The organism is Rathayibacter sp. VKM Ac-2835 (assembly GCF_013266705.1).
GTDB lineage: Bacteria > Actinomycetota > Actinomycetes > Actinomycetales > Microbacteriaceae > Rathayibacter.
Window position 1 is genome coordinate 234,382 of the sequence record NZ_JABSNQ010000001.1, and the last position, 12,120, is coordinate 246,501.

A 12,120-nucleotide genomic window follows, 5' to 3' on the forward strand; every position below is an offset into this window, starting at 1 on the left:
GTCGCCGGACTTGCCGAGCCTCGCGCAGCCACTCAGTGGCGACCGTGGTGCGTCGGCGCGTGCGGTCGGGAGGGCTGAGGTCGCGTCGGCGCTCGTTCCTGCGAGGGGGCCGCCGGATGAGCCTTCCCGGCGCTCGACCCCTCACCGGCGACCGGTGGCTTCTCGGCCTCCGGAGCGACGACCGGTGGCTTCTCGGCCTCCGGAGCGACGCCTGCAGCCGGATCCCTGCTCGAGCTCGGTCCCTCGACGGCGACCGGAGCCTTCTCGCCCTCTGCACGGCCCGCGGCCGGAACAGTGTTCCGGTTCTCCTCCTTCGCGGTCACCTCGCAGAGGACGCACTCCTGGGCAGAGGAGGTCGCGGCGGGAGGTCCCGCGAGGGGAACGCTCTTCCCCGCCCAGACGTCCTCGAGGGACCGCTCGAGGCGGAGGTTCGCCGACTCGAGGGGATGGAGAAGATCCTCCGTCCCGAGTGGCCCGCGCACCTCGAACACTCCGACCGAGCTGATCGCCGCGCCGGTACCGATCACTCGCCTCATCGCGGTGTACTCGCTGCGTGTGGGGAGGTTCAGTGCCGCAGCCACCCTGACCTCGGTGGGATGCTGCGTCACCAGCCGGTCGATGGCCTGCTTGCGGCGAGCCAGAGCCTCCTGCTCGTGAGGCGGAGCGTCCTTCGCAGTCCACTCGTCGAACTCTGCACGGTCGAGTGCCCCCGCCAGGTAGGGATTGGCCACGCGCTCGAAGTCCGACGCCTCGAACTCCCCGTCGCTGCCCTCGCCGCCTGCGAGGCCGGCGTGCTTCACCGCCTCGAGGCCCCGAGCGCCACCGGTCGTCACCAGCTCCGAGACCCTGATCGAGAGGTCCCGCTCGGCTTCCGTCGTTCCCGGCGAGCGCAGGTCTCCGGATCGCAGCGGTGTGGCGACGACCGCCTCGGTGCTGCGGTCGATGTTCGCGCCGGCGAGGGACTGCACGGAGTGGTAGAGCTCGTGGGCGAAGACGACCGTCGGCGAGAACAGGCGGATCTCGCCCGTCTGGGAGTCGAAGTAGGACAGGGCGCGGTCGGGGTCGAAGTGCAGGACGCTGTCGGAGCCCCCGCCGCCGACGGCCTCGTCCCTGTTCAGCGCCACCGATACCCACCGGGCGGCCGGCGCGATCAGGACCCGCACGCTGGACAGGTTGCCGTCGCTGTCCAGGAACCGATTGCCGTTCGCCTTCTTCGCCCCCAGCAGATCCGGGACGGCCTCCACGAGACTCCTCGCGGGCTCCGTCGACCGCAGCTGGTCGATCATCGACCGCACGAGCCAGTAGGTGCGCAGTCCCGCCTGCGGCGACTCCGTCTGTCCGCCCTCGGGAGGCCGGGCGGCGACCGCGATTCCGGGTGCCACCTCCCAGGACTCGTAGACGGAGCCGGTGATCGGATCCTTCACGAGCATGAACGAGGACGGCCGCAGCAGGTCACCGCCGGGCATCGCCGCAGCACCGCTCGCGGTGAAGAGCGCGCTGAAGCCGACGAGCGCCGCGACGACGACGCTCGGAAGGAGCATCGCGCCACGGCTCCTGACGGAGGATCGAGAGTGGGTGGTCGCTTCGGGACGGCGTCGGATCAGGGCTGGGAGCAGAGGCACGGCAGCACAGTACTGAGCACCGGATCGGCGCTCACGGGCGTGGCGCGGAATCGACGCCCGGCCCGGCGGCCGCCCGTCAGGAGGAGCTGCTCGACACCGACGCCGAGATCCACGGTGGCTCGGGGGTCCCCAGCGGGAGATCGAACTCTCGCGAGGCCGACAGGTGTTGCACAGGGCGGAGAGCACGGGCTAGCGTCGATGTAGAGATCGTTCTCCCGCCTGCGCGCGGGGCACCACCGCGACTCCCCGATGAAGAGGACTCCCCCGTGAGAAGAAGAATCCTGACCGCGGCCGCCGCGGTCGCCACCGTCGCCCTCGCCCTGACCGGCTGCTCCTCGAGCGGCGGCGGCGGCGCGTCCGACGATCCGAACGCCGAGGTCCAGTTCTGGTCCTTCACCGGCATCCAGGCGAAGGACAACGTCAGCGAGTACCTGGCCAAGAAGCCCGACGCGAAGGTCAAGCTGACCGAGGTCGGCTCCTCCCAGGAGACCGCCACCGCCCTGACCGCCGCGCTCGCGGGCGGCAGGGTGCCCGACCTCGTCATGATCCAGGGCGACGACCTGCCGCGCTTCGTCGAGAACAGCGCCAACTTCCTCGACCTGCGCACCCTCGGCGGCGACGACCTCGACGCCTCCTACCTGGGCTGGGCCGCCGACGCGGGCACCGCCCAGGACGGCTCGGTCGTCGGCATCCCGACCGACGTCGGCGGCCTGAGCTTCGCCTACCGCGCCGATCTGTTCGAGCAGGCCGGGCTGCCGACCGATCCCGCCGAGGTCGCCGCGCTCTGGAGCGACTGGGACGGCTTCCTCGCGACCGGCGAGAAGTACACCGCCGCGACCGGCAAGCCCTTCGTCGACAACGTGGAGACCAGCGTCTTCTACTCCACCATCAACCAGGTGACCGAGAAGTACTACTCCTCCGACGGCGAGCTCGTCTACGACACCAACCCGCAGGTCGAGGACGCCTTCGACACCGCCGTGCAGGCGCACGACGCCGGCATCAGCGCCGGCATCGCCGCGTTCTCGTCGGGCTGGGGCCCCGGGCGCGCGAACGGCGCCTTCGCGGTGACCGTCGCTCCCTCGTGGATCCTGCAGGGCATCAAGACAGACGCCCCCGACACCGCCGGGAACTGGCGGGTCACCACCGTCCCCGGTGTCGGCGGCAACTGGGGCGGCAGCGTCATCGCGATCCCCGCTCGCGCCGAGCACCCCGAGGCGGCCTGGCAGTACATCGAGACGATGATGTCGGCCGAGGGCCAGGAGGACCACTTCGCCACGTCGGGCACCTTCCCGGCGGCGACGGAGGCCCTCGAGAGCGAGAGCGTCCGTGCCTACACGGACCCGTTCTTCGGCGACTCGAAGATCGGCGACGTCATCGCCACGTCCGTCGAGCAGTTCCCGTCCTTCGTGAACGGACCCGACACCGGCGTGATCGGCGCGGCGCTCTCCGGCGCGCTGGTCGAGCTGGAGTCCGGGAACGTGACCTCCGAGGACGCCTTCTCCTCCGGACTCGACAGCGCACGCCAGGCCGTCGGCGGTTGACGCTCCGCTGCGAACGACGACGCCCCCGAGCCCTCGCGGCCCGGGGGCGTCGTCGTCGGCGGGCTCGGGCGGCGGACGCCGCTCAGGCCTCGTCCCGGCGCACGACCGCGGTGCGCCAGGTGTCGATCAGCACGACCGAGCCGAGCATCACCAGGGCGAGCGCCACCGAGGCGAGGGTGTCGGTGAGCCAGTGGTAGCCGAGGTAGAGGCGGGCGACGACCTGGCCGGCGATCATCCCGAGCGAGAGCGCGAAGCCGCCGATCGCCCAGACCGGCGAGGAGCGGCGCGACGCCAGCAGGAACGTCGTGATCAGGAAGAAGTCGCAGACGCCGGTGACGTGCCCGGACGGGAAGGAGAAGGTGCCGTCCGCCCCGAGGAGCATGTACTCGACGGGCGGCCGCATCCGCTGCACCAGGTGCGCGGCGAGCTGGACGCTGAGCATCCCCGTGATCATCCCGCCGGCGAGCAGGAGCGGCCGCCAGAGGTGCCGGGCGAGCGCGATCCACAGCACGAGCACGCCGAGGATGATGATCGGCAGGAAGACCGGGCCGAAGACCGTGGCCAGCGTGTCCATCACGACGGTCCCCTCGGCGAAGCGCTTCGCCCGGAACCACTCCGAGACCGCGGGGTCGAGCGCGGCCAGTCCCGTGCCCGTCGCCACCTGCACGATCAGCGCGGCGAAGAGCACGAGTCCGACGGCGACCGACCCGCCTCCCGCGCGCATCAGGCGGCGCCGGGCGGGCTCCGTCATCTCCCGCTGCTCGACGAGGAAGCGCTGGTGGAATCGGGCGCGCGGAGACAGGGCGACGGTGCTCATCCGCTCACCCTAGGGGTCGGCGGGCGCCGTGCCGCTCGCTCCCCGCCGCGCCGCCCGGCCGATCGACGGCGCGGACCGCACCCGACGGGTCCGCGCCGTCGGCGGCGAGCCAGAGCACGCCGCGCGAGACGCCGACGCCGGGCACTGGATCGCCGATCCGGTAGCCGACCCGGAACGGGAAGCCCGGACCGCGGTTCCACGGCAGGTCCCCCGGATCGCGATGGTGCTCGACCATCTCCACGATCGTCCAGGTGAGCCCGGGGACCGCGGTGACCGGCGTGTCGACGAGGAGGCGGTCGCCGGGGCGGACGGGCGCCGGGACTCCCCGCCCGGGATCGCGGCGAGGCGTCACGAGATCGCGGCGAGCAGCACCAGCGGATCGCCCTCCATCCAGAGGCAGTCCATCTCGAAGCGGACCACCGAGTACCGCTCCCCCGTCCAGCGCAGCTCGAAGTTCCAGGTGTTGCCCATCAGGGCGTGTCGGGTCGCCGCCGGATCGGCGCCCTCGCCGGGAGCGAAGTGCTGCGCGAGCGCGTACGCCTCGACCGTCGCACCACTCCGCGTCTCCTCGACGAGCACGTTGCCGACGAGGTGCATCGTGTCGAGCGGCCCGACCGCGGCGATCATCGTGTCCAGGACCGTCTGCTTCCCCGACAGGACGGGGAACTCGAGGCCGATCCTCTCGGTGGCCCGGGTCATGTCCACGACGACGTCGTCGCCGAGGATCGCGTCGAGGATGCTCCTGTCCGCTCGGTCCAGTGCTCGGCCCCAGGCGAGGGGCAGCTTCTCGAGCGAGGCGAGGGTGCTGAGTGCGCTGAGCGTGCTGAGTGCGGTGTCCATGGTGTGTCCTTCTGTGCGGGGCGCGCCCGCTGCCGCAGCTGCGGGCGCGTCGGAGTGGCCCGGATCGGAGGATCCGGACGCGCTGAGGACCGCCGCGTCGGCGGCGGTGCGGTGGGAGGGTTCAGAGGTGGCCGGGGCTCCGACCCGCGCCGACGGCTCGGAGGCCGCCGGCGGGGTCGCTCACTGCCGGTAGAGGGACTCGATCGCGACCTCGCGGCTCGCGCCGTCGCCGGTCGTCACGGTCACGGTTCCGGACGGACCGGCTCCCAGGTCGTCCGCGACGGGCCACCAGGCCGTCCAGAAGCCGTCCTCGAGGGTGGCGACGATCGGAGCGACCCCGTCCTCGTGCAGGACGACGGACGCGACGTCCGCCCCGGCGAAGCCGAACGCGTAGGCCACTGCGGCGTCGCCGCTGCCGTGGCTGCCCGAGCCGGCGACCTGGACGGCGTCCACCGGCAGCGGTTCCGCGGGAGTCGCCTCGGCCATCTCCCAGAACCCTCCGCCGGAGCCCGCGCTGAGGCAGTAGTAGACGGACTCGCCCTGCCGGAAGAGCATCGAGGCGGCCTCGCCGCGAGCATCGAGGTGCGAGAGCGCGATCGGGCCGGCCTCGGCGTTCACCCCGTCGAGACTCGACTCGCACCACCGGGTCGCCCCGCTGCCGAGCGGCGAGTCAGGGAGGATCCGCTCGGGGACGCCGGTCCAGGAGGCGAGCACCCCGCCGTTCAGACCGGTGGAGCCCGCACCCGGGATCAGCCCGGGGGCCACGACGATGACGGCGGCGGCAGCGGCGGCAGCGAGGAGCAGGGTCGCCGCGCCCGCGACCGCCCAGTCCTTCCGGCGGAAGGACTGGGCGGTCGCCTCCTCGTCGGCGAGGATCTCGGCGAGGAGGGCCTCCCGGCGGGAGACCTCGGCGGTGCTGAGGGCGGTGCGGGGCTCGGCGTCGGCCGAGCGGAGCAGGTCGGGGAGCTGGTCGGTCATCAGAGGGTCCGTTCTGCCGTGCCGGAGAGGAGGGAGGGTTCGGTGGCGGCGAGCAGCGCCGCCAGGCGCCGCTTCGCGCGGGTGAGCCGCATCGCGTAGGCGGCGCGGCTGCAGCCGAGGACCTGGGCGGCGTCGGTCTGCGGGAGGTCCTCCCAGACGTGCAGGGCGAGGGCCTCCTGCTCCCCGAGGGGCAGCCGCTTCCAGGCGCTCTCGAGGTCGAGGCGGTCGTTGATCGACGGATCGGCGCGCTCCTCGGGCGCGAGGGTCCCGATCCGCACGGCGAGCGCCTGCTGCCGGTTCTCACCGCGCGCCGCGTTGAGGATCGCATTCCGGGCGGTGCCGAACAGCCACGGGCGGGCGTCCTCGGGCAGCTCCTGCCGCCGGCGCCAGGCGGCGAGGAACGTCTCGCCCACGATGTCGTCCACGGTCGCGGCGGGTGCGCGGCGGCGGACGAAGCGGAGGACGTCGTCGTACTGGGCTCGGTACAGCTCGGAGAAGTCGTCGCGGGAGCGGATGCTCATGGTTCCCCTTTCGCGGAGTCACAGGTACATGTCCGGCTGCGGCGATCGTGCAACATCCGATCGTCGCGGATTCCGCGCGAGCACGGGGACACGGCGGTGGGTCGGCTCCGGGCGCGCTCCGCCGCTGGCAACCCCCTGGTCGCCGGTCGCGAGCGCGGGAGATCGTCGAGCCATGACGGCATCGAGCACTCCCGCCTCCCGCCCGGCGGACGGGTCCGGGCGCGCCCGCGGATCGCGCGTGTCCCGGAACGTGTGGTCCGGCGCGCTCTTCGGCCTCGGCCTCGCGGCGTTCGTCGACGAGACCGTGTTCCACCAGCTGCTGCACTGGCACCACTTCTTCGACCTCGGCACGTCGGAGCTCGGGCTCGTCTCGGACGGGATCTTCCACGCCGTGGGCTGGTTCGCGGCGATCGGAGGTCTGTTCCTCTTCGCGGATCTGCGGCGGCGCGGGGCGCTGGAGCCGCTACGCTGGAGTGGAGCGGTGCTCCTCGGCGCCGGTGCGTTCCAGCTCTACGACGGCACCGTCCAGCACAAGCTGCTCGGTCTGCATCAGATCCGGTACGTCGACGACCTGCTGCCCTACGACCTGGTGTGGAACACCGTCGCCGCAGTGCTGATCCTCGCGGGGGTCGTGCTGCTCGTGCGGGCGAGGACGGCCGCCGCGCGGAGGCGCGAGGCGTCGTGATCCCGTCCGCGCTCGACGGACCGGGCCACGCCCACGGCCACGCCGTCCCCCTCGAGCCGGTCCTGCTCCTGCTCGCGGTCTCGGGCGTGCTCGCCTACGCCGGCGCCGCCGCGGTGTCCCGCCGCCGGGGCCGACCCTGGCCGGTGTACCGCGTCGTGCTGTGGACGGCGGGGATCGCCTGCGCCGCCGCGGCCCTCGTCGGACCTCTCGCCGTCGCTGCGCAGTCGAGCTTCACCGCGCACATGGCCGCCCACCTGCTCGCCGGCATGCTCGCGCCGGTGCTGCTCGTCCTCGCCGCCCCCGTCACCCTGGCCCTGCGGACGCTGAGCACGACCCCCGCCCGGCGCCTGACCCGGCTGCTGCGCAGCGCGCCCGCCCGCGTCCTCGCCCACCCGATCACCGCGACCCTCCTCAGCGCGGGCGGGCTCCAGCTGCTGTACCGCACTCCGCTCCTCGAGACGATGCACGCGGCGCCGCTGCTGCACGTCCTCGTGCACGCGCACCTCCTCCTCGCCGGCTGCCTCTTCACCGCCGCGATCATCGGCGTCGACCCCCGCCCCCATCCGCCCGCTCGCGCGACGCAGGTGGTCGCGGTCGTCCTCGCGACGGCCTCGCACGCGATCCTCGCCAAGCAGCTCTGGGCCCGGCCGCCCGCGTTCCTCGACGCCGCCGACGTGCGGGCGGGCGCGGAGCTGATGTCCACAGCGGGCGGCTGGCTGGAGGCGGTGGTCGTCGTCGTCTTCTGCGCGCAGTGGTACCGGGCGGCGGGTCGGCGCCTCGCGCGCGACGACGCCGGGGCGGTCCGCCGTGGGATCCGGCGCCCCGCCTGATTGTCAAGATCGGATAACCGCCGCCCCGATCGGGGACGATCGAGGAATGGCGACCAGCGGAGCACCCCTCGAGGGCCGGCACGTCCGATTCATCCGCTACACCCGCACCCGCGACGGCTGGACCAGCGAGACCGTGCACGGGCGCCTGGAGGGGCACACTCCGGCGACCTGGCGACTGCGGGTCGTCGACGAGCTGCGCGAGCTGCCCCGAGACGAGTGGGCGCTCTACCGCCCCTGAGGGCGCGCGCAGCGCCGCTGTCAAGATCCTCGATCGCGGCCGCTCCGTCGGACTAGCGTCGTCGACGCCGGACTCGTGCCAGTCGAGGAGGTCGTCCGATGTCCCGCTCCCCCGCCGCGTCGAGCAGACGCACCCGCGCACTCGTCGGTGCGCTCGTCCTGCCCTTGGCCGGATGCGCCGGCCTCGCACCGGACACGGCGGCGGCCGGTGCCACCGCGGCGGCGTTCGAGGAGGCGCTGGCGGCGGGCGACGGCTCCGCCGCATGCGCGGTGCTGACCCCGCGGGCGGCCGAGGCGGTCGTCGAGGCCGATGCGGCCTCGGCGGCGTGCCCCGACGCGATCCTCGCGCTCGACCTCGACCCGGCCGCCGCGGGCTCCCCCCGCGCCGAGGCCTTCGGCCAGGCCGCCGTGGTCGAGCTGGGCGGCGACACCGTCTTCCTCGCGGCGAGCGGCGACGGCTGGCGCGTGCGCGCCGCGGGATGCACGGCGACCGGCGAGGACCGCTCCTTCGACTGCGCGATCGACGGCTCATGATGCGCGGGGTCTTCCTCGGCTGCCTGACCCTCCTCGGCGCCGGTCTCGTCTTCTTCCTCGCGACGGGGCTGCTGCACCGATGAGCGCCGTGACCCGGGCGCTCGGTTCCGAGCGGCACGCCGGCGCCGGTCGTGGCTTCCTGCGCGAGAACTCGCTGACCCTCGTCTTCGGCGGACTCTTCGTGCTGTCGCTGGCCGGCCAGTCGGCCGCCGGGTTCCTCGTCTACCTCGACGACCTCCGCGTCGCCGGGCTCGAGCCGGTGACGTACGCGCGCTACCTCACGTCGTCGACCTTCGTCGCCGACATCGCCGAGAACTGGCAGTCGGAGTACCTGCAGTTCTTCCTCTACATCGCGGCGACGGTCTGGTTCGTGCAGCGCGGCTCCTCGGAGTCGAAGGCACCCGGCGAGGCGGGCCGCGCCACGGAGCAGGAGCAGCGCATGGGGCCGTGGGCCGAGGAGTCCTCCCCGCGGCCCGCGAAGCTCCCCGGCGGCCTCCGGCGCCGACTCTACGCGCACTCCCTGCTGATCGTGATGGGGGCGGTCTTCGCCGGCTCCTGGCTCGCGCAGTCGGTCGCCGGGCACGTCGCCTACGACGAGCAGCAGCTGCTGGACCTGTCGGCGCCGGTCTCCTGGGGCGAGTACCTCGCCTCCGCCGACTTCTGGAGCCGCACACTGCAGAACTGGCAGTCCGAGTTCCTCGCGGTGGGCAGCATGGCGGCGCTCTCGGTCTACCTCCGCGAGCGCGGCTCCCCGGAGTCGAAGGCGGTCGGCGCCCCGCATGCCGAGACGGGCGGCGACGAGTGACGCGCTGCTCGGCGCCGCCGTCCCCCGCGCGCCGCGTCAGCGGCCGAGCGTGCTGCTCGGGTACTCGCCGAAGCGCGAGGCGTACGCGGCCGAGAAGCGGCCGAGATGCCCGAAGCCCCAGCGGCGCGCCGTGAGGGCGACGCTCGAGCGCGTCGGGTCGCCGAGGCGCAGGTCCGCGTGCACCCGGTCGAGGCGGACGTCCCGGACGTACTGCAGCGGCGTCGTGCCGAGCAGGCGCTGGAACGCGACCTGCAGCCCGCGGACGCTGAGGTGCGCGGCCGCGGCGATCTCGATCGGTCCGATCGGCAGATGAGCGTTCTCGTGCACGAACTCGACCGCGGATCTGACGCTCCCGTTGCGGGGCGCGAGCAGCACCTCCGGCAGAGCGGCCCCCTCGGGCGGGTACAGCTCGAGGAACGCGGTGGCCGAGCGACGAGTCAGCCGGTCCCAGAGCAGCGGCGTGACGCGGCCGGTGCGGACGGCCGTCGAGATGTCGCCGATCACGGCGTGCCACTGGGCCGACGCCGCCGCACCGTGGCGGTGCAGGTGGTCGAAGCGGAGACCGCCGGTGCGGCGGTAGCCGAGCTCCCGGGCGCTGCGGTCGACGTGCTGTCGGCTCAGGTGCACGAGCTTCTGGTCGTAGTCGGCGTAGGAGAAGACGAACGGGCGGTGGGCGGGATTCAGCAGCGGGACCCCGCGGGTCATCGGCATCGCGTCGCGGTGGACGTCGACCGTCGCCCTGCCCTCGACCAGCCACTGCACGACGTAGTCGCCGCCGGCCGGGTCCTCGCCGGTGGTCGAGCCACGCATCTGCGAGGTGCGCAGCGTCATCACCGGGTCCCCCAGTGCCGCGTAGCGGAACGAGAAGGGCTGCTCCGTGGACTGCACCGTCCAGCCCGTCCCCGAGTAGAAGCCGCCGAGGACCTCGGAGGCGCGCTCCAGGTCGGCGCCGACCGCCTCGATGCGGATGCTCCCCCGATCCTCGAGCGCCGTGCCGGACGCCGGATCAGTCGTCATGCCGCGCTCTCGTGCGCTGCTCCGCCACCGCCGCCCCCCGCCCGTCCCGATCCGCGATGTCCTCCGCCCGGAGCGGCCTCGCCGTGCGCGAGGTGTGCGCTCAGGTGTGCGCTCAGCGGACACCCGAGCAGGAAGGGGATCCCGACAAGGAAGCTACCGTGTCTGCGACGAGACGACACTCCGACCACGCCCCAGACCCCGGCAGACAGGACGACCAGCATGGGCCACCTCCACGACCGGCCCGCTCCGACGAGGATCGATGCGCCGGAGGGCATGCTCGTGGACCGTCGTATCGACCCCGCTCGCCGGATCGCACCTCCAGCCGAGCCCCGAGACGTCCCGCCGCTGCACGGCACGCCGCGCCGGCACGTCGCCCCGGCCCGGCGCACCCGCTTCCGGCAAGCCCTTTCCCTTTCTGTCACCGCTTCGGTGACACTGGAGGGGATGCAGCCACCTCCCCCGACCCCCACGAGCCGCCGCTGGGCGAGCGGCACCGTCCCTCGTCACGGGATCGCCCTCCGGCGCCGCCGACCCGCCGGTCGGCGGATCGCACCCGACGAGCCGTCCGGAGCCCTCGAGAACGGCGGACTCGGTGCCTGAGGATTCCGTCGACGGCGTGTTCGTCGCCTGGGTGGAGTCCCTGCCCGACGTCACGGACGAGGAGGCGGCCGTCCTCCAGGCCGTCGGCTTCCTGAGCGCGAGCCTGCGGATCTCCGCCGACCTCGCCTTCGTCACGCTGCGCGCCGAGGCGGACGCGTCCGGTCTCGGCCTGCCGACCGTGGCCCGCGAGGTGCTCGGCCACCAGCGCAGCATCGTCGCTCCCCGCTCCGAGGGGTGCCCCTGCAGCTGAGGGCGACCTGCCGGGCGCCGCTGCCGGCCTGTGGATGCTCGTCGCGCTACCAGCGCAGCACGCCGTCCCGGTTGCTCACGGTGCCCGTCGGTCCGTCCGCGGCCAGGGTGGCCAGCCGGACGATCGCGTCGGTCCCCGCCGTGACGTCGTGCTGGCCGGCTCCTCCGTTGAGATCGGTGCGGGTGTAGCCCGGGTCGGCGGCGTTCACCCGCATCGTGGGGAGCGCGTCCGCGTACTTCAGCGTCAGCATGGTCAGAGCCGTCTTCGACACCGCGTAGACCGGCGGCACCACCCGCCAGTCGGAGTAGTCGTGCTCGATCGTGTCCTGGAACGAGCCGACGCCGGAGGAGACGGTGACGATGCGGGCGTTCTCCGACCGGCGCAGCAGTGGCACGAAGGCGTTGGTGACCCGGATCACGCCGAGCACGTTCGTCGCGAAGACCGCCTCGACGTCACCGAGCGAGGCCTCCTCCAGCGGGGCGAACGCGCCGGTGACTCCCGCGTTGTCGATCAGGACGTCGAGGCGCCCGTACTGGGAGCGGACGAGATCCGCGGCGGCGTCGACGCTGACCTGGTCAGTGACGTTGAGCGGGACGAAGACGCCGCCGAGCTCGCCGGCGGCGGCACGGCCCCGCTCCGGATCGCGGGCGGCGAGGAGGACGGTGTGGCCGGCGTCGATCAGTCGGCGGGCCGTCTCGCGGCCGATGCCCTTGTTCGCTCCGGTGATGAGGGTGATGTCTGTCATGCCGTCCACGCTCCTCCGTCGCGACGCAGCGAGGAAGGCGACGCTCGACCCTGGGACCGCCGGCACCACCCTCGCGGACTCCGCCCGTGCGGTTGACT

At 73.2% G+C, this 12,120-nt stretch carries 16 protein-coding genes; 8 read left to right on the forward strand and 8 right to left on the reverse strand.

From position 1 onward, the window contains the following. Positions 1–32 precede the first annotated feature (32 nt). On the reverse strand, positions 33–1,541 hold the full coding sequence (locus HRK28_RS01055; protein WP_173250162.1) for a hypothetical protein: 1,509 nt from the start codon (positions 1,539–1,541) through the stop codon (positions 33–35). Between the two features lie 347 nt (positions 1,542–1,888). Here HRK28_RS01055 and HRK28_RS01060 point away from each other — a divergent pair, with 347 nt between their 5' ends. Then, entirely contained in the window at positions 1,889–3,163 is a 1,275-nt protein-coding gene (locus tag HRK28_RS01060) for an extracellular solute-binding protein (RefSeq protein ID WP_173250163.1), read from the forward strand. An 82-nt stretch (positions 3,164–3,245) separates the two neighbouring features. Here the strand turns inward: HRK28_RS01060 and HRK28_RS01065 are convergent, their stop codons facing one another. The 5 genes from HRK28_RS01065 to HRK28_RS01085 all read right to left on the reverse strand — a co-directional run bounded on the left by HRK28_RS01065 (position 3,246) and on the right by HRK28_RS01085 (position 6,319). Continuing rightward, on the reverse strand, positions 3,246–3,980 hold the full coding sequence (locus HRK28_RS01065; protein WP_160088979.1) for a phosphatase PAP2 family protein: 735 nt from the start codon (positions 3,978–3,980) through the stop codon (positions 3,246–3,248). Between the two features lie 4 nt (positions 3,981–3,984). After that, the gene (locus HRK28_RS01070) at positions 3,985–4,332 is read right to left on the reverse strand and encodes a hypothetical protein (protein WP_160088977.1); all 348 of its coding nucleotides are present in this window, start codon (positions 4,330–4,332) and stop codon (positions 3,985–3,987) included. Continuing rightward, positions 4,329–4,820, reverse strand: coding sequence for a nuclear transport factor 2 family protein (locus HRK28_RS01075; protein ID WP_173250164.1), 492 nt, complete (start codon positions 4,818–4,820; stop codon positions 4,329–4,331). The genes HRK28_RS01070 and HRK28_RS01075 overlap by 4 nt, the downstream gene beginning before the upstream one ends. A gap of 180 nt (positions 4,821–5,000) precedes the next feature. Continuing rightward, the gene (locus HRK28_RS01080) at positions 5,001–5,798 is read right to left on the reverse strand and encodes a hypothetical protein (protein WP_173250165.1); all 798 of its coding nucleotides are present in this window, start codon (positions 5,796–5,798) and stop codon (positions 5,001–5,003) included. After that, positions 5,798–6,319 (reverse strand): RNA polymerase sigma factor, encoded by a 522-nt coding sequence (locus HRK28_RS01085; protein WP_160088971.1) that lies wholly within the window; start codon positions 6,317–6,319, stop codon positions 5,798–5,800. Before HRK28_RS01085 ends, HRK28_RS01080 begins: the two co-directional genes overlap by 1 nt. Positions 6,320–6,557: 238 nt before the next feature. On the opposite strand from HRK28_RS01085, the gene HRK28_RS01090 reads away from it, so the two are divergent. The 5 genes from HRK28_RS01090 to HRK28_RS01110 all read left to right on the forward strand — a co-directional run bounded on the left by HRK28_RS01090 (position 6,558) and on the right by HRK28_RS01110 (position 9,410). Next, positions 6,558–7,004 (forward strand): DUF2243 domain-containing protein, encoded by a 447-nt coding sequence (locus HRK28_RS01090; RefSeq protein ID WP_347877755.1) that lies wholly within the window; start codon positions 6,558–6,560, stop codon positions 7,002–7,004. Then, positions 7,001–7,834, forward strand: a complete 834-nt coding sequence (locus HRK28_RS01095) for a cytochrome c oxidase assembly protein (protein ID WP_173250167.1) — start codon at positions 7,001–7,003, stop codon at positions 7,832–7,834. The genes HRK28_RS01090 and HRK28_RS01095 overlap by 4 nt, the downstream gene beginning before the upstream one ends. A gap of 46 nt (positions 7,835–7,880) precedes the next feature. Further along, positions 7,881–8,072 carry a hypothetical protein gene (locus HRK28_RS01100; RefSeq protein ID WP_160088965.1) on the forward strand — a complete coding sequence of 64 codons (192 nt, stop codon included), beginning with the start codon at positions 7,881–7,883 and terminating at the stop codon, positions 8,070–8,072. A gap of 98 nt (positions 8,073–8,170) precedes the next feature. After that, positions 8,171–8,605, forward strand: coding sequence for a hypothetical protein (locus HRK28_RS01105; protein WP_173250168.1), 435 nt, complete (start codon positions 8,171–8,173; stop codon positions 8,603–8,605). Positions 8,606–8,684: 79 nt separating this feature from the next. Continuing rightward, the gene (locus tag HRK28_RS01110) at positions 8,685–9,410 is read left to right on the forward strand and encodes a DUF6766 family protein (protein ID WP_173250169.1); all 726 of its coding nucleotides are present in this window, start codon (positions 8,685–8,687) and stop codon (positions 9,408–9,410) included. Positions 9,411–9,446: 36 nt separating this feature from the next. Here the strand turns inward: HRK28_RS01110 and HRK28_RS01115 are convergent, their stop codons facing one another. Then, on the reverse strand, positions 9,447–10,427 hold the full coding sequence (locus tag HRK28_RS01115; protein WP_173250170.1) for a helix-turn-helix domain-containing protein: 981 nt from the start codon (positions 10,425–10,427) through the stop codon (positions 9,447–9,449). 444 nt (positions 10,428–10,871) lie between these two features. Here HRK28_RS01115 and HRK28_RS01120 point away from each other — a divergent pair, with 444 nt between their 5' ends. Together HRK28_RS01120 and HRK28_RS01125 are read left to right on the forward strand one after the other, a co-directional pair. Further along, entirely contained in the window at positions 10,872–11,027 is a 156-nt protein-coding gene (locus tag HRK28_RS01120; RefSeq protein ID WP_173250171.1) for a hypothetical protein, read from the forward strand. Further along, entirely contained in the window at positions 11,020–11,277 is a 258-nt protein-coding gene (locus tag HRK28_RS01125; protein ID WP_160088957.1) for an ANTAR domain-containing protein, read from the forward strand. Before HRK28_RS01120 ends, HRK28_RS01125 begins: the two co-directional genes overlap by 8 nt. 46 nt (positions 11,278–11,323) lie before the next feature. Here the strand turns inward: HRK28_RS01125 and HRK28_RS01130 are convergent, their stop codons facing one another. Then, on the reverse strand, positions 11,324–12,022 hold the full coding sequence (locus tag HRK28_RS01130; RefSeq protein ID WP_173250172.1) for an SDR family NAD(P)-dependent oxidoreductase: 699 nt from the start codon (positions 12,020–12,022) through the stop codon (positions 11,324–11,326). Positions 12,023–12,120: the final 98 nt, after the last annotated feature.

Bases quoted from the DNA above. Each gene is read 5' to 3' on its own strand.
- HRK28_RS01055 (WP_173250162.1), bottom strand. From the start codon at position 1,541: ATGCTCCTTCCGAGCGTCGTCGTCGCGGCGCTCGTCGGCTTCAGCGCG.
- HRK28_RS01065 (WP_160088979.1), bottom strand. From the start codon at position 3,980: ATGAGCACCGTCGCCCTGTCTCCGCGCGCCCGATTCCACCAGCGCTTC.
- HRK28_RS01075 (WP_173250164.1), bottom strand. From the start codon at position 4,820: ATGGACACCGCACTCAGCACGCTCAGCGCACTCAGCACCCTCGCCTCG.
- HRK28_RS01080 (WP_173250165.1), bottom strand. From the start codon at position 5,798: ATGACCGACCAGCTCCCCGACCTGCTCCGCTCGGCCGACGCCGAGCCC.
- HRK28_RS01085 (WP_160088971.1), bottom strand. From the start codon at position 6,319: ATGAGCATCCGCTCCCGCGACGACTTCTCCGAGCTGTACCGAGCCCAG.
- HRK28_RS01100 (WP_160088965.1), top strand. From the start codon at position 7,881: ATGGCGACCAGCGGAGCACCCCTCGAGGGCCGGCACGTCCGATTCATC.
- HRK28_RS01105 (WP_173250168.1), top strand. From the start codon at position 8,171: ATGTCCCGCTCCCCCGCCGCGTCGAGCAGACGCACCCGCGCACTCGTC.
- HRK28_RS01110 (WP_173250169.1), top strand. From the start codon at position 8,685: ATGAGCGCCGTGACCCGGGCGCTCGGTTCCGAGCGGCACGCCGGCGCC.
- HRK28_RS01115 (WP_173250170.1), bottom strand. From the start codon at position 10,427: ATGACGACTGATCCGGCGTCCGGCACGGCGCTCGAGGATCGGGGGAGC.
- HRK28_RS01120 (WP_173250171.1), top strand. From the start codon at position 10,872: ATGCAGCCACCTCCCCCGACCCCCACGAGCCGCCGCTGGGCGAGCGGC.
- HRK28_RS01130 (WP_173250172.1), bottom strand. From the start codon at position 12,022: ATGACAGACATCACCCTCATCACCGGAGCGAACAAGGGCATCGGCCGC.